The organism is Dietzia lutea (assembly GCF_003096075.1).
Classification (GTDB): Bacteria; Actinomycetota; Actinomycetes; order Mycobacteriales; family Mycobacteriaceae; genus Dietzia; species Dietzia lutea.
In genome coordinates this window covers 1,039,105-1,065,043 of the sequence record NZ_CP015449.1, presented here as the reverse complement: position 1 = coordinate 1,065,043, position 25,939 = coordinate 1,039,105, and the positions used below count along the sequence as shown (strand labels likewise).

General features: G+C 70.7%; 25 protein-coding genes and 1 riboswitch. Of the genes, 11 read left to right on the top strand and 14 right to left on the bottom strand.

Annotated features, from left to right (window positions below; all coding sequences use genetic code 11):
* Nucleotides 1-408: 408 nt before the first annotated feature.
* Complete coding sequence (locus A6035_RS04790) at nt 409-1,812, top strand: D-alanyl-D-alanine carboxypeptidase family protein (RefSeq protein ID WP_108846836.1); 1,404 nt, start codon at nt 409-411, stop codon at nt 1,810-1,812.
* A gap of 46 nt (nt 1,813-1,858) precedes the next feature.
* On the opposite strand, the gene A6035_RS04785 is transcribed toward A6035_RS04790, so the two are convergent.
* Complete coding sequence (locus A6035_RS04785) at nt 1,859-2,455, bottom strand: TetR/AcrR family transcriptional regulator (RefSeq protein ID WP_108846835.1); 597 nt, start codon at nt 2,453-2,455, stop codon at nt 1,859-1,861.
* 259 nt (nt 2,456-2,714) lie between these two features.
* Here A6035_RS04785 and A6035_RS04780 point away from each other — a divergent pair, with 259 nt between their 5' ends.
* From A6035_RS04780 to A6035_RS04765, 4 genes are all read left to right on the top strand, one after another.
* Nucleotides 2,715-3,851 carry a flavin reductase family protein gene (locus A6035_RS04780; protein ID WP_108846834.1) on the top strand — a complete coding sequence of 379 codons (1,137 nt, stop codon included), beginning with the start codon at nt 2,715-2,717 and terminating at the stop codon, nt 3,849-3,851.
* A gap of 40 nt (nt 3,852-3,891) precedes the next feature.
* A complete protein-coding gene (locus tag A6035_RS04775; protein ID WP_108846833.1) occupies nt 3,892-5,166 on the top strand; it encodes a fatty acid desaturase family protein in 1,275 nt (424 codons plus the stop codon).
* Nucleotides 5,167-5,210: 44 nt separating this feature from the next.
* A complete protein-coding gene (locus tag A6035_RS04770; RefSeq protein ID WP_108846832.1) occupies nt 5,211-5,474 on the top strand; it encodes a hypothetical protein in 264 nt (87 codons plus the stop codon).
* A gap of 322 nt (nt 5,475-5,796) precedes the next feature.
* Entirely contained in the window at nt 5,797-6,804 is a 1,008-nt protein-coding gene (locus tag A6035_RS04765; protein WP_108846831.1) for an RNase H family protein, read from the top strand.
* A 303-nt stretch (nt 6,805-7,107) separates the two neighbouring features.
* On the opposite strand, the gene trpS is transcribed toward A6035_RS04765, so the two are convergent.
* From trpS to A6035_RS04735, 6 genes are read right to left on the bottom strand one after another with little or no spacing between them, the layout of a single operon-like run.
* On the bottom strand, nt 7,108-8,160 hold the full coding sequence (gene trpS / locus A6035_RS04760; RefSeq protein WP_108849081.1) for a tryptophan--tRNA ligase: 1,053 nt from the start codon (nt 8,158-8,160) through the stop codon (nt 7,108-7,110).
* Nucleotides 8,161-8,183: 23 nt separating this feature from the next.
* Nucleotides 8,184-9,125 carry a D-isomer specific 2-hydroxyacid dehydrogenase family protein gene (locus A6035_RS04755; RefSeq protein ID WP_108846830.1) on the bottom strand — a complete coding sequence of 314 codons (942 nt, stop codon included), beginning with the start codon at nt 9,123-9,125 and terminating at the stop codon, nt 8,184-8,186.
* Nucleotides 9,126-9,176: 51 nt separating this feature from the next.
* Nucleotides 9,177-10,523, bottom strand: coding sequence for an MFS transporter (locus A6035_RS04750; RefSeq protein ID WP_108846829.1), 1,347 nt, complete (start codon nt 10,521-10,523; stop codon nt 9,177-9,179).
* 53 nt (nt 10,524-10,576) lie between these two features.
* Nucleotides 10,577-11,104, bottom strand: a complete 528-nt coding sequence (locus A6035_RS04745; RefSeq protein ID WP_108846828.1) for a 3-isopropylmalate dehydratase small subunit — start codon at nt 11,102-11,104, stop codon at nt 10,577-10,579.
* Nucleotides 11,101-12,357 (bottom strand): 3-isopropylmalate dehydratase large subunit, encoded by a 1,257-nt coding sequence (locus tag A6035_RS04740; protein WP_108846827.1) that lies wholly within the window; start codon nt 12,355-12,357, stop codon nt 11,101-11,103. Before A6035_RS04740 ends, A6035_RS04745 begins: the two co-directional genes overlap by 4 nt.
* A 3-nt stretch (nt 12,358-12,360) precedes the next feature.
* Nucleotides 12,361-13,227, bottom strand: a complete 867-nt coding sequence (locus A6035_RS04735; RefSeq protein WP_108846826.1) for an isocitrate lyase/PEP mutase family protein — start codon at nt 13,225-13,227, stop codon at nt 12,361-12,363.
* Nucleotides 13,228-13,376: 149 nt separating this feature from the next.
* Here A6035_RS04735 and A6035_RS04730 point away from each other — a divergent pair, with 149 nt between their 5' ends.
* On the top strand, nt 13,377-14,168 hold the full coding sequence (locus A6035_RS04730; protein ID WP_108846825.1) for an IclR family transcriptional regulator: 792 nt from the start codon (nt 13,377-13,379) through the stop codon (nt 14,166-14,168).
* A 52-nt stretch (nt 14,169-14,220) separates the two neighbouring features.
* On the opposite strand, the gene A6035_RS04725 is transcribed toward A6035_RS04730, so the two are convergent.
* The 5 genes from A6035_RS04725 to A6035_RS04705 form a co-directional block, all read right to left on the bottom strand.
* A complete protein-coding gene (locus A6035_RS04725; protein WP_108849080.1) occupies nt 14,221-14,673 on the bottom strand; it encodes a PPOX class F420-dependent oxidoreductase in 453 nt (150 codons plus the stop codon).
* Between the two features lie 187 nt (nt 14,674-14,860).
* Nucleotides 14,861-15,715 (bottom strand): exodeoxyribonuclease III, encoded by an 855-nt coding sequence (locus A6035_RS04720; RefSeq protein WP_108849079.1) that lies wholly within the window; start codon nt 15,713-15,715, stop codon nt 14,861-14,863.
* Nucleotides 15,716-15,750: 35 nt separating this feature from the next.
* Entirely contained in the window at nt 15,751-17,013 is a 1,263-nt protein-coding gene (locus A6035_RS04715; RefSeq protein ID WP_108846824.1) for an MFS transporter, read from the bottom strand.
* 48 nt (nt 17,014-17,061) lie between these two features.
* The gene (locus A6035_RS04710; protein WP_108846823.1) at nt 17,062-17,934 is read right to left on the bottom strand and encodes a bile acid:sodium symporter family protein; all 873 of its coding nucleotides are present in this window, start codon (nt 17,932-17,934) and stop codon (nt 17,062-17,064) included.
* Between the two features lie 140 nt (nt 17,935-18,074).
* Nucleotides 18,075-19,298 carry an NADP-dependent isocitrate dehydrogenase gene (locus A6035_RS04705; protein ID WP_108846822.1) on the bottom strand — a complete coding sequence of 408 codons (1,224 nt, stop codon included), beginning with the start codon at nt 19,296-19,298 and terminating at the stop codon, nt 18,075-18,077.
* Nucleotides 19,299-19,455: 157 nt separating this feature from the next.
* Nucleotides 19,456-19,571: riboswitch (SAM riboswitch) on the top strand.
* 54 nt (nt 19,572-19,625) lie between these two features.
* On the opposite strand from A6035_RS04705, the gene A6035_RS04700 reads away from it, so the two are divergent.
* From A6035_RS04700 to A6035_RS18620, 4 genes are all read left to right on the top strand, one after another.
* Nucleotides 19,626-20,960 (top strand): O-acetylhomoserine aminocarboxypropyltransferase/cysteine synthase family protein, encoded by a 1,335-nt coding sequence (locus A6035_RS04700; protein ID WP_108846821.1) that lies wholly within the window; start codon nt 19,626-19,628, stop codon nt 20,958-20,960.
* 9 nt (nt 20,961-20,969) lie between these two features.
* Nucleotides 20,970-22,139 carry a homoserine O-acetyltransferase MetX gene (gene metX, locus A6035_RS04695; protein ID WP_108846820.1) on the top strand — a complete coding sequence of 390 codons (1,170 nt, stop codon included), beginning with the start codon at nt 20,970-20,972 and terminating at the stop codon, nt 22,137-22,139.
* Nucleotides 22,136-22,609, top strand: a complete 474-nt coding sequence (locus A6035_RS04690; RefSeq protein ID WP_108846819.1) for a hypothetical protein — start codon at nt 22,136-22,138, stop codon at nt 22,607-22,609. The genes metX and A6035_RS04690 overlap by 4 nt, the downstream gene beginning before the upstream one ends.
* Nucleotides 22,610-23,557: 948 nt before the next feature.
* Nucleotides 23,558-23,863 carry a hypothetical protein gene (locus tag A6035_RS18620; RefSeq protein ID WP_235026566.1) on the top strand — a complete coding sequence of 102 codons (306 nt, stop codon included), beginning with the start codon at nt 23,558-23,560 and terminating at the stop codon, nt 23,861-23,863.
* Nucleotides 23,864-24,156: 293 nt separating this feature from the next.
* On the opposite strand, the gene A6035_RS04680 is transcribed toward A6035_RS18620, so the two are convergent.
* Together A6035_RS04680 and A6035_RS04675 are read right to left on the bottom strand one after the other, a co-directional pair.
* Nucleotides 24,157-24,510 carry a DUF3017 domain-containing protein gene (locus tag A6035_RS04680; RefSeq protein ID WP_200836311.1) on the bottom strand — a complete coding sequence of 118 codons (354 nt, stop codon included), beginning with the start codon at nt 24,508-24,510 and terminating at the stop codon, nt 24,157-24,159.
* A gap of 8 nt (nt 24,511-24,518) precedes the next feature.
* Nucleotides 24,519-25,376, bottom strand: a complete 858-nt coding sequence (locus A6035_RS04675; RefSeq protein ID WP_108849078.1) for a bifunctional methylenetetrahydrofolate dehydrogenase/methenyltetrahydrofolate cyclohydrolase — start codon at nt 25,374-25,376, stop codon at nt 24,519-24,521.
* A gap of 59 nt (nt 25,377-25,435) precedes the next feature.
* Here A6035_RS04675 and A6035_RS04670 point away from each other — a divergent pair, with 59 nt between their 5' ends.
* Nucleotides 25,436-25,927, top strand: a complete 492-nt coding sequence (locus tag A6035_RS04670) for a tRNA (cytidine(34)-2'-O)-methyltransferase (protein WP_108846817.1) — start codon at nt 25,436-25,438, stop codon at nt 25,925-25,927.
* Nucleotides 25,928-25,939: the final 12 nt, after the last annotated feature.

Genomic DNA, 25,939 nt, shown 5'->3' with positions numbered 1-25,939 from the left:
TGCGGCCCCGCCCGCATTTCCGGCCCGCCCGCATCGCTGCGCACGCGCACCTGCCCGCCCCGCCCGCGAATGCGGCCCGCCCGCGACCTGCTCACTGTCCGCGTCGCTGCGCACCTGCCCACCCCTCCCACAGCCGCCTCTCGCCATGGCGTCTGGCGCGTACCGATGCGCGCGCGAGACGACATGCCCGCAGGCGGCTGTCGAACGGTCGCGAGCGAGACGCCATCCCCGGGAGCGGCTGCGGGCGGGCCGGGGAGCGAGACGCCATCGCAAGGGGCGGCTGCGGGGACGTGCGTGCGTCACGCGGGGCCTCGCCGGCGTGACCCGCGGCGAGCCCGACCCACAGCGGGCGCGTCCCACGGCGGGTCCGGCCCGCGAACGCCCCGGCCGGTCATAGAATCTGGACCCGTGACCAGCAACCGACGACGGCCCGCACACCGCGCCGCCGGCCTCGCGATCGCAGCCCTCGTCGCGCTGACGCCCCTCGCTGCCGCGGGCCCCGCTACGGCCGTCGAGCCCGCGCCGGATCTCCCGCTCACGGAGGCGCCGCCGGCGGCCGTGTTGCCGTCGACCACCTCGTCGTCGTACTTCGACACCCCACGCGACATCACCGGTTGTCCCCACCGCACGACCCCGCCCGCACCGGTCGACGAGTCCGAGGTCCCTCTGCCCGGGCAGACCGTGCCCGCCCCTCCCCCGGTCCCCGAGATCCCGCCGGGGGGTGACGCGCTGGTCGGCTGCGACGTCGTGGCCCCTGACGGTTTCGAGACGCCCCGCGACGTCACGGCGAGCGCGTGGATGATCTCCGACCTCGACACCGGCGAGATCGTGGCCGCCCGCGATCCGCACGGTCGCTACCGTCCCGCCAGTCTCATCAAGACGCTGCTCGCCACGGTGGTCCTGGACACGCTCGACCCGGCGCGGATCGTCCACGTCATCGACGCGGATCTCGAGGGCGCCGAGGGCAGCCTCGTCGGCGTCGGCCCGGGCGGCGCGTACTCCGTCAAGCGGTTGCTCAGCGGGCTGCTCATGTCGTCGGGCAACGACGCGGCCGTGGTGCTGGCCCACCAGATGGGCGGGATCGAGCAGACCCTCGAGGCGATGAACACCCACGCCGCCGCGATCGGGGCGCGCAGTACGAACGCGGCCACGGTCAACGGGCTCGACGGCCCCGGCATGATGTCCAGCGCCTACGACATGTCGCTGATCTTCCGCGACGCGATGACCCGGCCGGCGTTCGCGGAGATCGTCGCCACGCAGTCCACCGGCTTCCCCGGGTATCCCGCCGGCGAGGGCGCGGGCCCGCCCAACCCCGCCGACGCGCCGCCGAACACCGGGCCGACCCTCCGCCCGGACGGCGTCACCGTCAACCCCGGTTTCGTCATGGGCAACGACAACCAGCTGCTCTACAACTACCCGGGCGCGATCGGCGGCAAGACCGGCTTCACGGACGACGCCCGCCACACGTACATCGGCGCGGCCGAACGCGACGGGCGACGGCTGGCGGTGGTGCTCCTCGACGGCACCCGCGTGCCCGCGGCCCCGTGGCAGCAGGCGGCGGCCCTGCTCGACGCCGCGTTCGCCACCGACGGCTCGGTGGGGTCGCTCGGCACCGGTGAGCAGGACCCGACCGACGACGCGACCGCCCATCTCGCCTCCGGGCCGCTCGGCACGGCGGGGCGCCCGGGCGCGGCGGACACGGCGGACGTCGGCGGCTCGGTGCTCGGGCGCTATGGGCCGTGGCTGGCGCTCGGTGCGGCCGGGCTCGTGGTGCTGGCCGGCGCGGTGTTGGCGCTCCGCTCGCGACGCTGATCGCGTGGCGCGGGCCGGGGCGCCTGCCGGGTGACGCCGGCCGTGGTCAGGAGACGGCGGCGCCGGCGAGAATGAGCCGCAACCGCGCCGCGCACTCATCGCGCGCCGTCCGCGCCGCGTAGCCGACGGAGACCTCCACGAGGAGTCGGAGGAGGACGACGACGACGAGGTCGGCGGCGATGTCCACGGCGGTGCCGTCCGCTCCGGAGAGCGTCTCGAGCCGGCCGAGGGTGATCCCCAGCCGACGGCGGGCGGAATCGACGGCCGCCGTGAGGACGCGGTGATCGGGGTGTGCGGTGTCGGCCAGTCCGCGGGCGAACATCGCCCAGGTCTGCGGATCCCGGGTCGCGGCGTCGGCGGCGCGGCCCGGCCAGTCGGTCGCCGGGTCGTCGGTCGGGGTGGCGACCAGCTCGTCGATGAACGCGCCGAGCACCTCCGCTGCGCCGGCCGCGAGCTCGGAGGCCAGGTCGTCGACGGACTCGAAGTGCCGGTAGAACGCGGTGGGCACGATGCCCGCCTCGCGGGCGAGCTCGCGGACGACGAGGCCGGTGAACCCGCGGGTCGCCACCGCGTGCCGGCCCGCCCCGACGATGAGTGCACGGGTGTGCCGCTTCTGCTCCGCTCGTGTCCTGGGGGTCGCCACGGGCCCGATTCTATCGGCTAACTGCTGTGACCGTGCAGCCCGGCCACGTCGGCAGCCCGTGGCGCAGGCCACAGTCGCGGGGGTCTTTTCATTTCAGAGAACGTCTGTACACTCAAATCTGTCCGGTGGTCGAACCGGGCGGACGCGCCCCCTGGACGCGACCACGCCCCACGAAGGCGTGAGGCGCGAGAACCGCACAGGGGCGGGCGCGCCTGACGGTGCACGACCACACCGACCCACACTTTTCACGGAGGTCCCCATGACCGCCCCACCCATCCGCCGACTCTTCTCCCGCCGCATCACCCGCACCCTGCTGACGCCGCATCCGGTCGAGCACTACGTCCGCTCGCTGGGCGTGGCCTGGTCGGACGACCCCACAGGCGCGACGGTCGTGGCCGTCGACCGGCCCGTTGCCGACGTCACCGTCCTCACCCTGCGGCTCCCCGCCGGCGTCCCGAGGCCCGCCCCCGGCGGCGCGCTCGAGATCGGTGTGGTGATCGACGGCGTCGTCCACCGCCGCCACTACTCCCCTGTCGACCCGGCGTCCCGCGCCGACGGGCTCGCGACCATCGCCGTCCGCCGCCACCCCGGCGGCGCGGTCTCCGAGTACCTGTGGGCCGACGCGGCGGCCGGGATGCGGCTGCTGCTCGGTAACCCGGCCGGGGAGATGGCCCTCCCCGAGGCCCGCCCGGCCGACGTGCTCCTGGTCAGCGGCGGCAGCGGCATCACGCCGATGCTGGCGATCGCCTCCACCCTCGCCGCGGAGCGGCACTGCGCGGGCGGGGAGCCCGGCGCGGTCCGCGAGCGCGGCGCGAGTGACGGACCCGGCCGCGTGGCGTGGTTGCACTACGCCCGCCGCGTGCAGGACGTGCCCTTCCGCGACCAGCTCCGCGAGCTGTCGCGCGCGGGCATCGACGTCCGCGTGGTGCCCACCGCCGAAGGGTCGACGCCCGACGGCCTGGCCGGTCACCTCAGCGCCGAGCACCTCGAGGCGATCGCCCCGTGGCACCGTGACGCGACCGTGTTCCTCTGCGGCCCCGAGCCCCTGGCCGGCGGGCTCGAGGAGACGCTCGGCGCGGAACGCTTCTCCGGCGTCCTCCGCGAACGCTTCACCGCCTCGACCGGGCCGGTCCCCGACGGCGACGGCGGCACGGTGACCCACCTTCGCAGCGGCGTCACCGCCCGCAACAAGGGCACCACTCTCCTCGAGGGCGCCGAGGCCGCGGGGTTGAGCCCGCAGCACGGGTGCCGTATGGGCATCTGTCACACCTGCACGGCCGTGCGGCGCTCCGGCACCACCCGCGACCTGCGCACCGGCGAGGTCGACGCCACGCCCGACTGCCACGTCCAGATCTGCGTCAACGCGCCCGTCGGCGACGTCGAGATCGAACTGTAGACACCACCACCCGGACTCCAACCCGGAAAGGAACCGCATCATGGCTCTCCTGCAACTCCCCACCCTGCGCCCCAAGAAGCCCGCGGCGCCCAGGAAGTCCGCGAGCCCGAAGAAGGCCACTGACAAGGCCGGGAACAAGGCCGGCACCACGACCGCCGACAACAACGCCAGTAAGGCCGCGAAGAAGGCCGCGTCCACACCCGAGCCGATCGTCCTGTCCGCCGAGTCGGTCGAGGTCATCGGCCGCGAGCTCGACGCGATCCGCGACCGGATCGTCGCCGACCTCGGCACCGCCGACCGCGACTACATCCTGCGTGTGGTCCGCACCCAGCGCCGCCTCGAACTCGCCGGCCGCGGCCTGATGTTCCTCGGCTTCCTGCCGCCCGCGTGGCTGGCCGGGGTCGCGGCGCTGAGCGCGTCCAAGATCCTCGACAACATGGAGATCGGCCACAACGTCATGCACGGCCAGTACGACTGGATGCGCGACGACATGCTCCACTCGGCCAGCTTCGAGTGGGACAACGTGTGCCCCTCCGACCAGTGGCGCCACTCGCACAACTACATGCACCACACGTACACCAACATCCTCGACCTGGACCGCGACATCGGTTACGGCATCCTGCGGATGGAGTACGAGCAGAAGTGGACCCCGCTGCGCCTGGGCAACCCGCTGTACGCGTTCGCGCTGATGATGCTCTTCGAGTGGGGCGTGATGCTCCACGACCTGGAGTACGACAACGTGCTCAAGGGCAAGCGCAAGTGGTCCGACGTCAAGGGGCTCGTCGCCGGCTGGTGGCGCAAGGTGCGCGGCCAGGTCGCCAAGGACTACCTCGCCCACCCGGCGCTGACCGGTCCCCTGTTCCCGCTGACGTTCGCCGGCAACCTCACCGCCAACCTCGTGCGTAACGTGTGGGCGTTCTCGGTGATCTTCTGCGGCCACTTCCCCTCCGGCGCGCAGGTCTTCACGCAGGAGGAGACGGCCGAGGAGACCCGCGGCGAGTGGTACGTCCGCCAGATGCTGGGCTCGGCCAACATCTCCGGCAGCCCCTTCATGCACCTGGCGACCGGAAACCTGTCGCACCAGATCGAGCACCACCTGTTCCCCGACCTGCCCGCGCACCGCTACCCGGAGATCGCGGACGAGGTGCGCCGCATCTGCACCGAGCACGGCCTGCCGTACACGACCGGGCCGCTGTGGAAGCAGGTCGCCTCGGTCTGGGGGAAGATGTTCCGCCTCGCCCTGCCGCTGCCGCCGAAGGCGGAGGACGCGCCCGCGGTGATCATCGAGCGCAGGAAGGCTCCCGCCGCGGCCTGAGCCGCGGGTACCGTCGTGGGCACCATCGTCGAAGGGAGTGGTCCGTGAGCGACTTCGAACGCAACAAGGACCAAGTCCAGGCGGGTGTCCAGGCCGGGGCGTCGCTGGTGGGTCGGATCGCCGTCATCATCACCGACGCGGTCGGGTCGATCGCCAAGGAGATCGGCGACTTCGTCACCGAGGGCATCGAGATGCGCGAGGCGGCCCGCATCTCCCGCCGTGAGGAGCGGCAGCGAACCGCCGACGACCCGCGGACCGATCGGGACGGCATCGACGCCCGGACCGAAGACGACGACCTGCAGGGCTGACCGGCGACCGGCCGCCTCATCGGCCGTTTCTCAGCCGCCTTCTCGGTCTGCTTCTCGGTCGCCTCATCAGCCGACCCTCGGCCGCCCGACGACACCCACGCGGAAGAACGCCACCTATCAGATCGCGCGCCACCTATGGGATCCGTAGGTGGCGCGCGATCTGATAGGTGAACCTTGGGCGGAGACCCATCAGCGACGCCTGGCCCCACTCCGGCGGCCTGCCGGTCGCCCCGCGGCGCTTGCGCAATCGCCCCGCGGCGCTCGAGCCGTGCGCAGTGGCCGGTGCGCAGTGGCGCCGACCACGGTGGCAGGATCGCATGTCGTGACGATCATCGCCGCCGCGGACGGCTCCGCTCTCGGGAACCCCGGCCCCGCCGGCTGGGCCTGGTACATCGACGACTCGACCTGGCGCTGCGGCGGCTGGAAGCGCGGCACCAACAACCAGGGCGAACTCACCGCCGTCCTGGACCTGCTGCGTCAGACCGCCCACTCGGACGAGCCGCTGCACATCCTCTGCGACTCCCAATACGTCATCAATTCGGTCACCAAGTGGATGAAGGGCTGGAAGCGCAAGGGCTGGAAGAAGGCCGACGGCAAGCCCGTGCTCAACGTCGAGGTGATGAAGGCCCTCGACGAGGCCATGCAGGGCCGCGAGGTGACGTTCGAGTGGGTCAAGGGCCACGCCGGCCACGAGCTCAACGAGAAGGCCGACGCGCTTGCCAACGGCGCCGCCAAGGCGCACTCGACGCGCAAGGAGCCCGAGCCAGGACCGGGCTTCCCGGGTGCGCAGGACGTCGGCGCGGGCGAGGACCCGGCAGTTCCCCCCGCCGCGGGTGGTGCCGCCCGGCGGTCGCCGTCCGCGGGAGCGTCGGGGACGAGCGGGGCGACGACGACGAGGTCCGCGGCCGAGTCCGAGCCCGACCTGTTCTCCCTGGACGCGAACACCTCGGCCGGTCCCGCGGGCGAGGAAGGGAGTTCCTCCTCCGCCGGCCCCGCGATCGAGGACCTCGTCGTCGACCTCGAACGCTCCCTCCTGACCGACGCCGTCCGCCGGAACCGCCGGACCCTCACGCGGCTGCTCGACGTGCGGTGGCGGCAGGTGGACGCTGCGGGCCGCACGCGGACGCGGCGCGAGCTCGGCGACGCGGACGAGTCCGTCGAGGACGTCGATCTCGAGGTGGTCGAGACCCGACGGCTCGGCGACGACGTGGTCCTGGTGCTGTGGCGCGCGACCGCCGCCGGCGGCGAAATCTCGCTGGGCAGCTCGCTCTGGCAGCGGTTCGGCGACGACTGGAAGCAGGTCTACAGGCAGGCCACCCGCGAGGCCTGATCGCCGGGTTGACCCCGTACGCAGGAGGGCGCCCCTCACCGCGTCCGGTGAGGGGCGCCGTCGCGAGACGGTCGTGCGGTGGTCAGAGGCCACCCAGAAGCAGATGGAGGAGATCGCCGACGATTCCGATGAGACCGGAAACTAGACCCATGATGTGACTCCTTCTCAGGTGGTGTTCTCGAACCGACCCGTCAGGTATCTCATCCCTGACGAGCTGGAGCCGACTCTAGGGACGTAGTGTGACGTCGGCGTTTCGACCGCGCTACGGGTGTTGTATGGTCGGCAGCCGCGCCGATGCCCGGGTCAGCCCCGACGGGGCGCGGTGAACCCGACCGCCGAATAGACCTGCGACAGGACGGGGCCGGCGACAGCGCGGGCCTTCTCCGCGCCGTCCGCGAGGATCCGCTCGAGCTCCGCGCGGTCGGACATGTATTCGTCGAACCGCCCGCGCAGCGGCGTCACGAACGCCTCGAGGGCGTCGGCCGTGTCAGTCTTCAGCGCGCCGTAGCCGGCCCCGGCGGTCTGGTAGTCGGCGACGATGTCGGCGATCGCGCGCCCGGTGAACGCGGACTGGATGGCCAGCAGGTTGGACACGCCGGGCTTCATCTCGCGGTCATAGCGGACGTTCCCGTCGGAGTCGGTGACCGCGCTGCGGATACGCTTGGCGGAGACCTTGGGGTCGTCGAGCAGGTTGACGATGCCCTTGGGATTCTCGCCGGACTTGCTCATCTTGGCGGTGGGGTCCTGCAGGTCGTAGATCTTGGCCGAGCCCTCGAGGATCTTGCCCTCCGGCACCACGAACGTCTTCTTGTAGCGGGAGTTGAACCGCATCGCGAGGTCGCGGGTCAGCTCGAGGTGCTGGCGCTGGTCCTCCCCCACGGGCACGAGGTGCGGACGGTAGAGCAGGATGTCGGCGGCCATGAGCACCGGGTAGGTGAACAGGCCCACGGTGGTGCCGTCGGTGCCCTGCTTGGCGGCCTTGTCCTTGAACTGCGTCATCCGGGCGGCCTCGCCGTAGCCGGTGATGCAGCCCAGGACCCAGGCGAGCTCGGCGTGCTCGGGCACGTGCGACTGCACGAACAGCACCGAGCGGGCGGGGTCCACGCCCAGCGCGAGCAGCTGCGCGCAGCCGCGGAAGACACGCTCGCGTAGCTCCTTGGGGTCCTGCTTGACGGTGATCGCGTGCAGGTCCGGGATGAAGTAGTAGGCGTCGTAGTCGTCCTGCAGCTCGACCCACTGTCGCACGGCGCCCAGGTAGTTGCCGAGGTGGTACGAGTCGGCGGTGGGCTGGATTCCGGACAGGACACGCTGACGCTTCGCAGGCGCGGGGGCCGCAGTGGTGGACGTTTCAGACATGGCGACCATCATCCCACGTCCGGTCAGTAACCCCGCCCGGCGTGGACGACCGACAGCATCTCCCGCTCGGCCATGAACCGGCGCAGGTTCTCGGTGAGGTAGGGTGCCATCTCCTCGGTGAGCCGTCCGGCCGGGTTGGCCACGTGCGGCGTGATCACGACGTTCTTCAGGTCGAACAGCGGGTGGTCGCGAGGCAGTGGCTCCGGGTCGGTCACGTCGAGGGCAGCCCCGCCGATCGTCCCCGCCACCAGCGCACGGTGCAGCGCGTCGTGGTCCACGAGCGGCCCGCGGGCGACGTTGACGATCCATGAGTGGGGCTGCAGCAGGCCAAGGGTGTGGTCGTTGATCAGGTGCCGCGTCTCCGGGGTGTCGGGGGCCGCGAGCACCACATGGTCCGACCGCGAGAACGCCTCGCGGGTCCGCTCGGCGGCCATCGTGACGTCCGCGCCCCCGACCGGCCGACCCGAGCGGTTGACGGCGAGCACCGATGCCCCGCACGCGATGAGCATCGGCGTGAGCTCCCTGCCGATGCCGCCCGCGCCGATGATCGCGACCGTGGAGCCGCGCAGCGATCGGACGGCCGGGTCGACGGCGTCCTTGGCCCAGCGGGTCCGGGCGGACCGCACCACCTGGCGGGTCCCCGCGAGCAGCAGCGCGAGCGCGTGTTCGGCGACCCCGCGCGCGTAGAAGCCGGACGCGTTGGTCCACAGCCTCGAGTCGTCGACCGTCCCCGCGGCCACGAAGTTCTCGATGCCCGCGGTGCTGAGCGCCACCCACTCGACGCCGTCCGGCAGCGCGGGGAAGCCGTCCGGGCCGCCGACCCACACCAGCACCTGCGCCTGCGCGAGCGGCACCACGGACCCGCCGACCCGCTGCACGGCGGCGACGAGGTGCCGGTCGGGGTGCGGTTCGACGGCCACGCGGAGCGGCAACGCGGTGGACGGGGCGTGAGCGTCGGTCGTCATGGGCTCATCCTCTCTCGCGCTGATGCCAGTGAGGTCGACGGGGGGAGTCGATCAGGCCGGCAGCGCCCTCTTTCCGGTCTCCCGGATGGTCGACACTGTGACTAGTCCGATGAGGCACACGCCGATCACCCAGTAGGCCGGCGCCATGCCACTGCCGGTCCAGGCGACCAGCTGGGCGGCGAAGTACGGCGCGGTACCACCGGCGATGATGGTGCCGATGTTGAAGCCGAGCGCCACGCCCGTGTAGCGGACCCGGCGGCCGAACAGCTCGGTGAACAACGGGAACGCCGGGACCTGGACCACGCCGTTGAGCACCATGTAGACGAAGTACACCAGACCCACCACGACGATGCTGCCCGTCGCTCCGAGGACCATGAAGGCGGGAACGGCGAGGATGATGTACGAGAGGTAGCCGGCGATCAGCACCGGCTTGCGCCCGAATCGGTCGGTGAGCGCGCCGCTGATGGGGAACGTCAGGCACGCGAGCGCGATGGCGATCGCTGAGGTCCAGGACACCGCATTCCGGTCGAAGCCCAGATCGTTGGTCAGGTAGACGCTGAAGTAGGTCAGGGCGATGTATCCCGAGCCGTTCATCGCGATGGCCACCCCGACGACCTTGGCGACCGACCACGGGTTGTTGCGGACCACGTCGAGCAGCGGGCTCTTGGCGAGCTCGCCCTTCTCCGCCATCGCCTCGAATTCCGGGGTGTCCTCGAGCTTCATGCGGATCACCAGGCACACCACGGCGAGTGGCAGCGCGATCAGGAAGGGGATGCGCCAGCCCCACTCGGCCATGTTCTCCTGGCCCACCCCGAGGGTGACCGCGCCGACCACGGCCGCCGCCACGGCGAAGCCCAGGGTCGAGCCGATGGGGGTGAACGAGCCGAACAGTCCGCGTTTGTGCGCGGGAACGGTCTCGGCGATGTACGTCGCCGCGCCGCCGATTTCACCGCCGGCGGAGAAGCCCTGGGTGAGACGGACCAGCACGAGCAGGATCGGGGCGAAGACGCCGATCGCCGCGTGCGTGGGGAGCAGGCCGAGGATGGTGCTGGCCACGCCCATCGCCACGACGCTCGCGATGAGGGCGGTCCGTCGTCCGACCCGGTCACCGAGTCGACCGAAGAAGATCCCGCCGATCGGCCGGGCGACGTAGGCGACGCCGAACACCGCCAGCGTCGACAGGATCGACGCGGCCGGGCTCGCGGACGGGAAGAACAGCGGCGCGATGAACACCGCGAGGAATCCATAGACGCCGAAGTCGTAGTACTCGATGAGGGTGCCCACGCCCCCGGCCAGTGCCGCGCGTCGCGCCAGTCGCGGGTTGGGGGTGGGCGTGGTCGACTCCGGCGACGCCGGGGGGACCGTGGACGCTGGGGACGTCTGCTGCACGTCGGTCACGGGCGGGGGTCCTTACTGGGAGGAGGGAAAAGGGGGTGGTCAGCGTGAGTCGGTCACTGTGAGGCCGGGGCGTGCTCGGCCAGGAGCAACTGGTACGAGCCGCCGGCCTCGATGATCGCGACGGTCCGCGGATTCGGCGGGGTCCCGACGATCCGGGCCCCGTCGGCGGTGTCCAGCGTGGCGGTGCGCCAGTCGAGAGTGATCTCGTCGTGGAGGGCGACGGCCTCGGAGACGCCCTCGATCGTGATGAGCGGCATCCCGTTGAACGTCTCACCGCGCCAGAAGCCCGGCGAGAACGACTCGGCCACGATCGCCGCGATGCCCGCGTTACGCAGCGCGACCATCGGCGGGTAGTGCGGGTGGCCGTAGCCGAAGTTGCGACCTCCCACGATGATGTCGCCCGGCCGCACGCGGTCGACGAAACCGGGGTCGAAGGCGGTCATGCACACCGATCGCAGATGGTCCGCATCGTACGACTTGATGTTCGCGACTCCCACGACGAGGTCGATGTCGAAGTCGTCCCCGAACACCCAGGCGACGCGGCTCTCGATGAGGTCGGGCGGCGGCGGGTACGTGCTCATCGGGCGGCCTCCCCGATGGTCCCGGTGATGGCGCTGGCCGCCACCGTGTACGGCGAGCCCATGTAGATGTTGGCGTCGGGGCTGCCCATCCGGCCCGAGATGTTCAGCACGCCGGTGGAGATGCAGTTCTCGTCCGGCTGCAACGGCTGCTGGTAGCCGAAGCAGAAGTCGCAGCTCGAGACGGCGATCGTCGCGCCGGCGGCCCGCAGGACGTCGAGGATGCCCTCCTGCTCGGCCTGTTCGTAGACCTTCTTGGAGGTGGGGACCACGTTGAGCTCGACCGTCGGCGCCACCTTCCGACCGTCCAGGACGAGTGCGGCCGCGCGGAGGTCCTCGATGCGTCCGCTCGCGCAGGAGCCGATGAACGCCCGGGTCACGGGCGTCCCGGCGAGCTCCTCGACCGTCGAGGTGTTGGCGACCCGGGCCGACCCGGGACGGACCACGCGCGGGACGAGCGTCGACAGGTCGATGGTGTGGCGGGCGGCGTAGACCGCGTCGTCGTCGGGGTACACGGGCTCGAAGTCCCGGCGGGCGACCTCGCGGGCGTAGGCCATGGAGACCTCGTCGGGCTCGAAGACCGCGGAGACCGCGCCGGTGAACATCGCCATCCCGCACAGTCCCTGGCGGTGGTCGATCGCCATCGACCGGGCGCCGGGGCCGCCGAACTCCATGACCTGGTGGGCGCAGCCGTCGGCGCCCACCATCTCGATGATCGTGTGGACCAGGTCCCGGCTGTCGACCCCCTCCGGGAAGTCGCCCACCAGGTCGAACCGGGTGGTGGCGGGGATGTCGACGTGGATCTGCCCAGACACCCACGCCTCGATGAGATCGCGGCGAATCCCCCACCCCAGAGCGTTGAAGGCGCCCACGCCGCTGATGTGTCCGTCGAAGTGGACGAGGAAGTCGCCCGGGATCGCCAGCCCGAGCTCGGCGGTCAGCTGGTGACCGATCCCCTGTGCCTCGTGGAGTTCGATTCCGTAGAACTCGCACCAGTCGCGGGTCACCTGGTGGACCTCGGCCTCACGCTGATCGTTGCGGGTGAGCATGTGGTCGATGAACACGACGTACCGGCTCGGATCAGCGAGCTCGGTGATGCCGAAGTCCTCGCGCATCTGCCGGAACATCACGTCCGTGTAGCCGGGGAAATCGTAGGCGATCATGCGCGCCGGGCGGACCGCGTGGTTCTCGCCGGCTCGGGCCGCTCCTTGGTCGGTGGTCCGTCCGAGAATCTTCTCGGCGATCGTGAGTCCCATCGGTCAGTCCTCTCGCTCCGGCAGGTACTCGCTGCGCATGGCGTCGACCTCGGCGAAGCCGATCACGTCGACGAACTCATGGTGCGGCAGGGCGTCGGCGCTAACCTGCGCCGCGGGCTCTCCAGCAGCCAGGCGGCGCAACGCGGTCTGGGCGGCACCGGTGGCCGCCATGAGGACCTGGGTGGGCAGTAGCGCCAGGCGCACGCCGATCTGTTCAAGCACCTCCGGGGTGAACTCCCGCTCGGTCCAGGTCGAGGCGGTCAGCGTGGCCATCAGGGGCACCCCGACCTCGGAGTGGCACCGTTGCCATTCCTCAACCGTCGAGAACGTCTTGGTGACCGGCATGATCATGTCGGCACCAGCCCCCACGTACGCCTGGGCGCGCCGGATGGCCTCGTCACCGGCGGCGTCGGTCCGGGCGATGAGCAGGACGTCGTCCGGGATGGCGTCTCGGACGGCGCGGATCTTGCCCGTCGCCTCGGGGACCGGGATCAGCTCGACGGGGTCGCCCACGCAGACCGGGCACGTCTTCGGCGAGACCTGGTCCTCCATGAACATGCCCTGGACACCGGCCCGGACGAAGGCGGTTGCCGTACGCGCGGCGTTGACCGCGTTGCCGTAACCGGTGTCGATGTCGGCGACCACCGGGAGCGAGGAGGCCGCGGTGATGGTGCGGACCGCGGCGAGGTTCTCACTCATCGTGTACAGCTCGGCGTCCGGCAGTCCTAATGCCGCGGAGACCGCGAAGCCGGATGCGCACAGGGCGCTGAAGCCGGCCTGGTCGGCCAGTCGGGCGGTGAGACCGTCCCAGACCCCGGGCGCGTAGACGAGCTGCTGCGAGGTGAGGTCCTTGAGGGTGGGGGTACTCATTGAAGCGATACTCCGTTCCGCAGCACGGAAGACGTTTCGTACTGCGTGACGAAGGTAAGCGTGTCGCAGGTCACAAGTCAAGCCGGCGATACGGCGCCGCATACCATGGCGACATAGTCCGATCGCCCGAGACAGAACAGAGACCGCCAGTGAGCACGTCGTCCGAAAGCCAGGCCCCGCCGAACAAGGAGCTGGTCGGCGCACTACTCAAGGCGTGTAGTCTGCTCGACCACTTCGGCGCCGATCGACCGGAGTGGACCCTCAACGAGCTGACCGCGGTCAGCGGGATGAATAAGACGACCATCCACCGGCTCATGGCCACGCTCATCCACGCCGGGTGGGTCGACCGCACCGGGGACGGCGCCTACCGGGTGACGGTGCGCCTGTTCGAAATCGGGTCGTCGGCCCTGGCCGAGCTGGACCTCCGCTCGGCCGCCCGACCGCACCTGCTCGCTCTGGCGGCCGGGTTCGGTGACACCGCCTATCTCATGGTCCCCGCCGACGAGGGCGCCGTCTGCATCGACAAGGTGGACGGGACGGGAAGTCTCGTCGTCGCCGGCATCAATATCGGCACCGTCCTGCCGTATCACGCGGCCGCCGGCCCGGTGGTCATGCTGGCCAACTCCCCGGCGCTCCGTGACCGCTGGGTCCAAGAGGGACTCACCCGGTTCACTAGCCGCACCATGCACGACCCTGGCGCGCTCGCGGCGCATCTGGACCGGGTCCGCGACGCCGGGTACTCGCTGAGCGAGTCGGACTACTTGGACGGGGTGTCCGCGGTCGCGGCCCCCGTCCGAGACCAGACGGGGGCCGTCGTGGGCTCGATCAGCGTCGGCGGGCGCGCGGAGAACTTCACCGGCCCCACGCTCGACGCCAAGATCGAGCAGGTCACGCGGGCCGCGCTGCGAGTGTCCTCCGTGGTGCAGGCGGCCGCCGGGTAGCGCGCGTCGTATGAGGCTATACAGGAGACACCGCAGGCCACCGGTTCCCCGTTCAGGCCGGCGGGAAGCCACCCGTGGCGATCGGGCCCCAGTCGTCGATCGTCACGCGGATGAGGCACTTGCCCTGCCGCACCATCGCGGCACGGTATTCGTCCCAGTCGTCGTGTTCGCCGGCGACGCTGCGGAAGTAGTCAACCAGTGGCTCGACCGCGTCGGGCAGGTCGATGATCTCGCCGGTGCCGTCGAGGTGCACGTAAGGGCCGTTGAACTCGTCGGAGAGCACGCACACGCTCACCGCCGGGTCGCGGCGGATGTTGAGCACCTTCGCCCGCTGCGGGTAGGTCGCCACTGTGAGCCTGCCCTCGGCGTCCACGCCGCACGTGACCGGCGAGGACTGCAGGCCCCCCGATGACTTGCGGGTGATGAGGACGGCGCGGTGCCGCGGGCGCAGGAACTCCTGGAGTCCCGCTCGATCAGGGTGCTCAGCGGTCGCGTACTTCGGCATGGGACCGAGGCTACGGGCCCGCCCGCCGCGCGGCATCCGGGAACGCGGGCCGGCCCGGTGCGGACGCCCTCGTCGTCGTCATCATCCTCGTCGCCCCGGCGCCACCACCGACGGGACTGTCACCGGCGGCGCCGACAGCAGCCGCGCCGGGCACCCACTGAGGGCGACCGTCACCCGTGCGCGACCGTCACTCGTAGACGACGGTCACCGGGGCGTGGTCGGACCACCGCATGTCGTACGCCTCGGCGCGATCGACCCAGTCCTTGACGGCGCGGTCCACCAGGCCGTCGGAGACCACCTGGTAGTCGATGCGCCAGCCCGCGTCGTTGTCGAACGCCTTACCGCGCTGGCTCCACCACGAGTACGGGCCCACCTCGTCGGGGCGGCGGTGCCGCACGATGTCGGTCCACCCGCTGCCGTCGGCGAACACGTCGGTCATCCACTCCCGCTCGTGTGGCAGGAAACCGGAGCTCTTGTGGTTGCCCTTGTGGTTCTTCAGGTCTTCCTCGCGGTGGGCGATGTTCCAGTCGCCGCAGATGATCATCTCGTGCCCGTCGCGGGCCCGCAGATGCTCGGCGCGCTCGGCGAGGAACTCCCGGAACGTCGTGAGGAACCGGTCCTTCTCGTCCTGCTTGGGAGTGTTGGCCGAGCCCGAGGGCAGGTACAGGCTGGCCACGGTGACGGTCTCCCCGTCGACCGCGCCGGGATAGACGGCCTCGATGTAGCGGCCGGACTCGGCGAACTCGGGGTCGCCGTAACCGACGCACACGTCGGAGGGCTCCTGACGGGACAGCAACGCCACCCCGGCGCGGCCCTTCATCGAGGACGCCGAGCCGATGAGGTGCCACCCCGCGTCGAGTGCGGGCGCGAGCGCCTTGCGGGTCTGATCCTCGTCCGCGCGCACCTCCTGGAGGGCGACGACGTCCGCCCCGCTGCTCTCCAACCAGGGTAGGAACCCGAGGTTGGTCTCCGAGCGCTGCTTGACGGCGGCGCGGATCCCGTTGACGTTGACAGTGCTGACGGTGAGACTCACGGCCGCCATCGTAGCCAGCCCCTCGGACACTGGACGCCGCCCCGTCAGTCGGCCTCCCCCGCCCCTCCGCCACGCGCCGCCCGCACGGCCACGACGAGGATCGCCAGGCCGAGGGCGGCCAGGGCCGCACCCGCGAGAGCGGGCGAGGTGTAGCCCCACCCGAACGCGATCACGACGCCGCCGAGCCAGGCGCCGAGCGCGTTGGCGGCGTTGAGCGCCGAGTGGTTGAGCGCGGCGGCCAGGGTCTGCCCGCGACCGGCGTGCCGCATGAGCCGCGACTGCAGCCCGGGCACGAGCGCCGAGCCCGTGGTGCCCACGAGGAACAGACCGATCACCGCGGTCACCGGGTGGTGCGCGGCGAGTGAGAACCCGGCCAACACCACGGTCATCACGGCGGCGATGCCGACCAGGCCGCGGTCGAGGTCACGGTCGGCGACGATCCCGCCGACGATGTTCCCGGCCACCATGCCGAGCCCGTACACGGCCAGGACGGCGGGCATCCACGCACGGTCGATCCCGGCGACGTCGACCATCGTCCACTGGATGTAGGTGTAGATCGCGAACATCCCGCCGAAGCCCACGCAGCCCACGGCGAGCGTGGCGAGGATCTGTGGCCGCGCCAGGGCGGCCAGCTCCTCGCGGGCGCGCACGACCACCGTGCCGGTGGGTTCGGGGACGACGACGAGGATGGCCGCCACGGTCAGTGCGCCGATCACCCCGACCGCGAAGAAGGCCGACTGCCACCCGATCGACTCCCCGAGCCAGGTCGCGGCCGGGACACCGATCACGTTCGCGACCGACAGGCCCAGCAGCACCTGGGACACGGCCCGCGCCTGTCTACCCGGGCCCGCGAGGGACGCCGCGACCAGCGAGGCGACCCCGAAGTACGCGCCGTGCGGGATGCCTGCGACGAAGCGGGCGACCACCAGCAGTTGGGCGGTCGGCGCGAAGGCCGCCGCCACGTTGCCGACGGTGAACAGGGCCATGAGCACCAACAACAGGGTGCGACGGTGCCACCGCGACGTCCACACGGTGAGCAGCGGCGCACCCACCACCACGCCGAGCGCGTAGGCGGTGATGACGTTGCCGGCCTGTGGCTCGGTGAGCCCGAACCCGTCCGCGATCGAGCGCAGCAGACCCATCGCGGCGAACTCGGTGACGCCGATGCCGAACCCGCCCAGCGCGAGCGCGAGGATCGCCAGCGCCACCCGCCGGGCGGTGGGCGCGGGCGCCGCGGTGGCAGACGCGGGAACTGCGGCGCCGGGCTGGGCGGCGGTGTCGGCGGCGGGGTCGGGGCGCGTGGTCACCGGAGCAGGCTACGCCGACCGACCAGGGGGTCCCGTCGCGCAACCCTCTCAGGGGGCGGTACGCATGAGGCGCCGCCCGCCGTAGACCACGAGGAACGAGGTGACGTACATGACGATGCTGTAGACGGCGGCGGCGAGACCGACCTCCTCATCACCGATCACCGTGAAGGCGATGAGCATCGTCAGGGTCGTGTTCTTGATGCCGAACTCCACCGCGACGGCGATCTGCTCGGCGCGGCCCAGTCGACACACCCAGGCGAGGAGCCCGCCGAGGACGATGAACGCGATGTTGAGGACGATCACCGCCGGGCCCACTGTGGCGACCAGGTCGACGATCCGGTCCCGTTCCCCCAGCACGATGCCCACGATCAGCGCCACCAGTACGACGAGCCCCACCACCCCGACGAACCGCTCGATGCGCGCGGCCAGCGACGGTGCCTTCGCCCGCAGCGCCATGCCGATCGCCACCGGGATGAGGATGACGCCCAGCAGCAACCCGAAGGTCTGACCCAGCGGGACGCTCACCTCCGAGTCCGCGGCGCCCGGGATGAACCGGACGCCGAGGTCGAACCACAGCGGCAGGGTGAGGATGACCGCCACGGACGTGATCGCGGTGAGGATGACCGACAGCGCGACGTTCCCGCGGGCCAGGTAGGTGATGAGGTTGGACGTCGCCCCGCCGGGTGTCGCCGCCACCAGCACCACCCCGAGCGCGAGCATCGGCGTGAGGTCGAAGAGGAGTGCGACCCCGACGCCCATCAGCGGCACCAGAACGAGTTGGCCGACCAGTCCGACGATCGTGGCCCACGGCGACCGGGCCTGGACCGCGAAGTCCTCCCGCGTCAGGCTCAGTCCGATGCCGACCATGATGATGGCCAGGGCGATCGGCAGACCGATGTCGATCAGGGGGCTCTGGTCCACGGGTACTCCTGGGGCCACGGGGCGAGGGGCGTCCACACTATGATGTGGACCACTGTCCGGTTGACCGTAACCCATCCGGCCACGGGCGGTGGCCCGTGCGTCAATTCAGACTGCGGCCCCCTCCGCTCAGAGGTTCCGGGTCAGGACCCGGCGCGGGTGCGCTTGAGGTTCTCGTCCAGCGCGGCGAGGAAGTCCTCGGTGTTGAGGTATTCCTGGTCGTCGCCGACGAGCAGGGCGAGGTCCTTGGTCATCTGACCGCCCTCGACCGTGTTGATGACGACGTCTTCGAGCTGGTGGGCGAACTCGATCACCTCGGGGGTGTTGTCGAGCTTGCCGCGGTGCTCGAGGCCGCGGGTCCACGCGAAGATCGAGGCGATCGGATTGGTGGAGGTCGGCTCGCCCTGCTGATGCCGGCGGAAGTGGCGGGTCACGGTGCCGTGGGCGGCCTCGGCCTCGCAGGTCTTCCCGTCCGGGGTGAGCAGGACCGAGGTCATCAGGCCGAGTGAGCCGAAGCCCTGTGCCACGGTGTCGGACTGCACGTCGCCGTCGTAGTTCTTACACGCCCACACGTATCCGCCCTCCCACTTCAGCGAGGACGCCACCATGTCGTCGATGAGCCGGTGCTCGTAGGCCAGGCCCGCCTCCTCGAACTTGTCCTTGAACTCGCGGTCGAAGACGTCCTGGAAGATGTCCTTGAAGGCGCCGTCGTAGGCCTTGAGGATGGTGTTCTTGGTGGACAGGTACACCGGATAGTCGCGGTCGAGACCGTAGTTGAACGAGGCGCGCGCGAAGTCCTCGATGGACTTGTTGAAGTTGTACATACCCATCACCACGCCGCCCTCCTCGGGCAGGTCCACCACCTCGTGCTCGATCGGCTCGGACCCGTCGGCCGGCGTGAAGGTGATGGTGACCTTGCCCGCCCCCGGGGCCTTGAAGTCGGTGGCGCGGTACTGGTCACCGAAGGCGTGACGGCCGACGACGATCGGTTTGGTCCAGCCCGGCACGAGACGGGGGACGTTGGAGATGATGATCGGGGCCCGGAAGATGGTCCCGCCGAGGATGTTGCGGATCGTGCCGTTCGGCGAGCGGTACATGCGCTTGAGCCCGAACTCCTCCATGCGGGCCTCGTCAGGCGTGATGGTCGCGCACTTGACGCCGACGCCGTGCTTCTTGATCGCGTTTGCCGCGTCGACGGTGATCTGGTCGTCGGTGGCGTCACGACTCTCGATTCCGAGGTCGTAGTACTCGAGGTCCACGTCCAGGTAGGGATGGATCAGTTCGTCTTTGATGAACTTCCAGATGATGCGCGTCATCTCGTCGCCGTCGAGTTCGACGACCGTCCCCTCGACCTTGATCTTCGACATCGGTCCCTCTTCCCCGCCCGGACCTCGTGAGACCGGCGCTGTCGGTGAACATCGTGACGTGCATCTCATGTTACTGATCCGGGGCATCCGCAGGGCCTGCTGAAGCGAGGCCGCCCCTCGTTGCAGCCGCGGAGCGGCTTAGGCTAGCCTGACCCCAGGTCATGAGTTCCAGCGCGAAGCCCCGGCTCGCTGGACGGCAACCCTCCACCGCGGTGGGGTGCCCCGGGAGACGACCTGGCCACCACCCGACCGGGTGACAGGCAAGCGCGGGTCCGCTGTCTCGAGAAGCGGCCGGACCCTTCTGAGGAAAGGAGGGGCTCCGCCCCTATGACCTACGACAACAGCAACCCCGACTGGGCGTTCGAGACCCGTCAGATCCACGCCGGGCAGCCCGTCGACTCCGACACCGGCGCCCGGAACCTGCCGATCTACCAGACGACCTCGTACGTCTTCGCGGATGCCAAGCAGGCGGCCGATCGGTTCGCCCTCGCGGAGATGGGCCCCATCTACACCCGTATCACCAACCCGACGGTGGCGGCGGTCGAGGACCGCATCGCCTCGCTCGAGGGCGGCGTCGCGGGTCTGCTGTTCGCGTCCGGTCAGGCGGCCGAGACGGCCGTCATCCAGGCCATCGCCCAGTCCGGTGGACACGTGGTGTCCTCGCCGCGCCTCTACGGCGGCACGGACACCCTGCTGCGGCACACCCTGCCCAAGTACGGCATCGAGACCACGTTCGTCGAGAACCCCGATGACCCCGCCTCGTGGCAGGCGGCGGTGCGCCCCAACACCAAGCTGTTCTTCGCGGAGTCCATATCCAACCCGCTCAACGACATCCTCGACATCCCGTCGATCGCCGAGGTCGCGCACGACAACCAGGTGCCGCTGGTCATCGACAACACGGTGGCGACCCCCTACCTGATCCGTCCCCTCGAGCTGGGCGCCGACGTCGTGGTGGCCTCGGCGACCAAGTACCTCGGTGGCCATGGCTCGTCCCTGGGCGGAGTTCTGGTGGACGGCGGCAAGTTCGACTGGCGCGTACAGCGCAACGGTGAGGACGTCTTCCCGTCCTTCACGACCCCCGACCCGGCCTACCACGGCCTGGTCTACGCCGACCTCGGCGCGCCCGCTCTCGCGCTCAAGGCCCGCGTCACCCTTCTGCGGGACACCGGTGCGGCCGCGTCCCCGTTCAACGCGTGGACCCTGGCGCAGGGCATCGACACCCTGAGCCTGCGCATCGAGCGCCACGTGTCCAACGCTCAGCGCATCGCCGAGTGGCTCGAGGCCCGCGAGGACGTCGCCAAGGTGCAGTACGCGGGTCTGGCGTCGTCGCCGTACAACGGGCTGCAGAAGAAGATCTCCCCCAGGGGTGCCGGCGCGATCGTGACGTTCGACATCGCCGTCCCCGACGACGCGTCGGACGAGGACGTCAAGCAGCGGGCGTGGAAGTTCATCGACGCCCTCCAGCTGCACTCGTGCCTGGTGAACATCGGTGACGTGCGGTCGCTGGTGTCCCACCCCGCCACGACCACCCACTCGCAGGGCACACCCGAGGCCAACGCGATCGCGGGCGTCACGTGGGCGACCATCCGCCTCTCGGTGGGCATCGAGTCCGTCGAGGACCTCATCGCCGACCTCGAGCTCGGTTTCGCCGCGATCTCCTGACCCGGTCTCATGGTCAGCTCCTCCGATCCGCTCGCGCTGTTGCCCCCGGGCGACGGCACCCTCGGCCACGTCGCCATCGGCGACATCACCCTGGTCACGGGTGTCGTCCTCCCGGGGGTGACGCTCGCCGTCCAGCGGTGGGGGCGGGTCGCGGAGGACCGGTCGAACGTCGTGCTGGTCGAGCACGCGCTCACCGGTGACTCGCACGTCGTGGGGCCGGTCGACTCCCTGCATCCCACCCCGGGCTGGTGGAACGGGCTCGTGGGGCCCGGTCTGCCACTGGACACCGATCGCTACTGCGTGCTGTCGGTCAACGTCCTGGGTGGCTGCCGGGGCTCGACCGGTCCCAGTTCGCTGCATCCCGACGGCCACTACTGGGGAGCCCGGTTCCCCGCCGTCTCGGTGCGGGACATGGTCGAGTCCGAGCGTGTTCTGGCCGACCTCCTGGGCATCGAGCGCTGGGCCGCCGTGATCGGCGGGTCCATGGGCGGGGCCCGCACCCTGGAGTGGATGGTCTCCCACCCCGACCGCGTCCGCGCGGCGTGCGTCCTGGCGGTCGGAGCCCGGGCGTCGGCGGACCAGATCGGTATCCAGACCGCGCAGATCATGGCCGTCACCTCGGACCCGCACTGGCAGCAGGGCGGATACCACGGCACCGGCCGCACCCCCGTGACAGGGCTGGGCATCGCCCGCCGCATCGCCCACCTGTCCTACCGGGGTGAGGTCGAACTGGACGAGCGCTTCGCCAACCGTCCGCAACCGGGCGAGGATCCCCGCGGCGAGGACCTGTCCATGTCGGGGCGGTTCGCGGTGCAGTCGTACCTCGATCATCAGGCCGGCAAACTCGTCTCCCGCTTCGACGCCTGCACCTATGTCCTCCTCACCGACGCGCTGAACCGCCACGACGTGGGCCTCGACCGCGGTGGCGTCGAGGAGGCCCTGCGGTCGTGCCCGGTACCGTGCGTCATCGGCGGCGTCACCACCGACCGGCTCTATCCGCTGCGTCAGCAGGAGGAGCTCGCCGCGCTCCTTCCCGGGGCGGACCCGCTCGTCGTGATCGACAGTCCCGCCGGGCACGACGGGTTCCTCACCGAGGCGGACGTGGTCGGCCCGATGCTCGAACGCACCCTGGAACTCGCCGAGCAGGGGACCTCCGAGAAGACGCGGGGGCACGCGTGACGGGCGCGGACCACGACGATCACCCGCATCACGCGACCGAGCGGGACCACACCCCCCGCCCAGCCGTCATGGGCCTCGCCGGCCTGGCGGCGGGCGTCGGCATCATCGGCGTCGCGATCGGCTTCGCGACCTTCCTCGGGCTCACCGCCACGGCCGGCGGTGGCGGCGACACGACGGGTTTCGGCCCACTGCTGGCCAGCGCGGCGGGATCGTTCATCGTGGGCATCCTGCTCGTCGTGGGCGCGGTCATGCTGTGGCGCGCCCACCGGGCCGCCCGCGTGGTGATCGGGGTGGGCGTGGCCCTGCTCGCCCTGAGCTCGCTGTCCCGGATGGTCGTGGACAGCATCACGTTCATCTCGGTGGTCGGGACGGTGCTGTCGCTGCTCGCACTCTGCGCCATAGGATACCTGCTCGTCTCGGACGACGTCCGCGATCACCTGCGCGAGGGCGTCCCCCTCCGGCTTCGCTGACGGACTCCCCCGGCGGGGCGCGTTCCCCCGGCGAAGCGCACACCCCGCCGAGGCCCGCACCCCGCCGACGCGCTCAATGCCGTCGAGTCGCACACCCCGCCCACGCGCTCTATGCCGTCGAGCCGCAACGCCACCCATTGCGACGCCGCCCATTGGATTGCCCGCTGCCTAAGGGCCCCATAGGTGGCGCACATCCCAATAGGTGACCTGCGCTGCAACGACGAGCCGACGTGCGAGATCGTCCGCTCATGGCTCGGGCGCGGCACGATGTGTGCTGCTCAGCCCGGGAAATCCAGTACGCGCACTCGTCCATCCGCAGGCCCTGCGCTCTCCACAGACGGGCGTACTCAGACGAGAATGCGCCGATCTCGCGGCATGGCGGCGCCGATCATCGGGCATGTGAACACACCAGACGACCTGATCTCCCTGCTCCTCACGAACGACCAGCTGATCGCCCGGGACTCACGAGTCAGAGCATCAGCCGCGCGGTGAAGTCCGGCGATCTGACCCGACTCAGACCCGGCTTCTTCGTTGAAGGACGAACGCGTGACCTCGACAGGCGTGACCGTCACCTGCTGTCGGTTCTGGCGGCGGACGCCGCACTCGACGCGCCGGTGTTCTCCCACTCATCTGCCGCCCTGATCCACGGACTCCCGGACTGGGGGCTTCCACTGCGCAGGGTGACGGTGAGCGAAGATGGGCCGGCGCCGCGATCTCGAACCACTGGCCTGACGACCTTCCGCACCGCGCCCGGCCTGTCTGATGAGGTGATGACGGTCAACGGATTGCGGGTCACCACTCCGGCGCGGACAGTCACGGACATCGCGATCTCGACGCCCAGAGACGCTGCCGTGGCGGTCGCTGACGCGGCGTTGCACGGGGAGATCGCCACAAAAGAGGCGCTCGACGAGTCTCTGCGCACATCGGCGGGTCGTCGCGGGATCAGACGTGCACTTCGGCCTGCCAGAGCCCGAGCCCCGGGTCGACATCTTCACCCCCAGCGGCGCTCGAGTCGCTCGCGCGGACTTCCTGTGGCGGGAGTACGGCGTGATCGGTGAATGCGACGGCTTCGGCAAGTACTTCGACGGGCTGAGCCCCGCCCAGACACGGCACCGCTTGGGAATGGAGAAAGACCGCGACGCCGAGCTCCTGGCCCTCGGCTACCGGGTTCTCCACTGGCGGTGGCGCGATCTGCAGGAGCCGCATGTGCTGGGTGCGCGGATCAAGAGAGTGCTTCTCGCCGCTACTGCGTGACCGCAGTCGCTCCAGCGGGCCCGGCCGCCGGGCAGAAGCCCACCGCGTGATCGCAGCCGCTGTCGCGGGCCCAGCCAACCGGGCAATAGCCGCCGGGCGCCCCTGCAGAGCGAGCGCCACCTATCCGACTACGCGCCGCCTACGTGACCCCATAGGTGGCTCGTAGTCGGATAGGTGGCGCGCAATCCGATGGGTGGCGCGCGATCCGATAGGTGGCGTCGACGTCAGTGGGGCGGCACCCCGCTCTCCGCAGGCGCGGGAGGCAGAGGTTGCAGCTTGCACGACAACGCGCCTCAGCCGGTCCCGAGCGAGTCGACGGACGTGGCCAGCCACACGATGACGGCCCCGATCCCGACGTAGAACGCCACGTCGAACCCCTTGCCGCGCACCCCGAGCAGCCGCGCCCGCTCGTCCGGGACCACCGCCCGCAGGGTCGCCGCCGCCAGCGCGACCAACCCCAGCAGAAACGCGCCCCTCCGCCAACGTTCGAGGACGACGAAGCCCAACGCCACCACAACCCCGGCCAATACGAGCGCGAGCGGCCACTGCGCACGCACCTGCGCCCACGTCAAGCGGGCGGGGCGCGTCCGGCGGGGCCGGGCGTCGGTGGCCCGGTGCCGGGAACGGTCGGGAGCGGGATGGGTCACGGGAGCCGTCAGGTGTCGGCGTCGAGCCGCTCGCAGCGGTCGACCACGTTGCTCAGCAGGAACGCGCGGGTGAGCGGGCCGACGCCGCCCGGGTTGGGCGAGATCGCCCCCGCGACCTCCCACACGTCCGGATGCACGTCACCGGCGAGTGCGCCGTCGAGCCGGGAGACCCCCACGTCCAGCACGGCGGCTCCGGGCTTGACCATGTCCGGGGTGAGCATGTGGGCCACACCCGCGGCGGCGACGATGACGTCAGCGCGCCGGGTCTCCGCCGCCAGGTCACGCGTGCCGGTGTGGCACAGGGTCACGGTGGAGTTCTCGCTGCGGCGTGTGAGCATGAGGCCGATCGGGCGGCCGACGGTCACGCCGCGGCCGACCACCACGACGTGTGCGCCGTCGAGCTCCACCCCGAACCGGCGCAGCAGGTGGATGCACCCGTTGGGGGTGCACGGCAGCGGGGCGGGCTCGTTGAGCACGAGTTTGCCGAGGTTGACGGGGTGGAGTCCGTCGGCGTCCTTGGCCGGATCGATGCGCTCGAGGATCGCGTTCTCGTCGAGGTGTCGGGGCAGCGGCAGCTGCACGATGTACCCGGTGCACGCGGGATCGTCGTTGAGCTCGTCGATCACGGCCTCGAGTTCGGCCTGGGTGGTGTCGGCGGGCAGATCGCGTCGGATGGAGGCGATGCCGACCTGCTTGCAGTCGCGGTGCTTCATCTTGACGTAGGAGTGGCTGCCGGGGTCGTCCCCCACCAGTACCGTGCCGAGCCCCGGGGTGATCCCCTTCTCCCGCAGCGCGGACACGCGCCGGGTGAGGTCGGCGACGATCTCGTCGCGGGTGAGCTTGCCGTCCAGCTTGATCGCGGTCACGCACACCAGTATCCCACTCCGGGGCGCGCCCGTCGCCGGGGCGCTGCGAGAATGGCCCCATGACCGGTGTGGGTGTGCGCGTGTTGTTCGACCGTCCGTGTATCCCACCCAACACCGGCAACGCGATCCGCATGGCCGCCGGTGCCGGGTGCGAACTGCATCTGGCGGGCCCGCTGGGTTTCGACCTGTCGGAGCCGCACCTGCGGCGGGCCGGGCTGGACTATCACGACCTGGCGCACGTCGAGGTCCACGAGGACCTCGAGGCGGCGTACTCCCGGCTCCTGCCGGCGCGGGTGTGGGCGTTCTCCGCTCGGGCCGACCTCGCGCTGCCGCAGGTGCGGTTCGCCCCCGGTGACGTCCTGCTCTTCGGCCCCGAGCCCACCGGCCTGGCCGAGGACGTCCTCGCCGATCCGCGTGTGACGGCGCGGGTGCGGATCCCGATGCTGCCCGGGCGGCGGTCGATGAACCTGTCCAACGCCGCCGCGGTGGCGGTCTACGAGGCGTGGCGCCAGCAGGACTACCACGGCGGTATGGATTTTCCCGCCGGTTGATTTAAAGTTTCG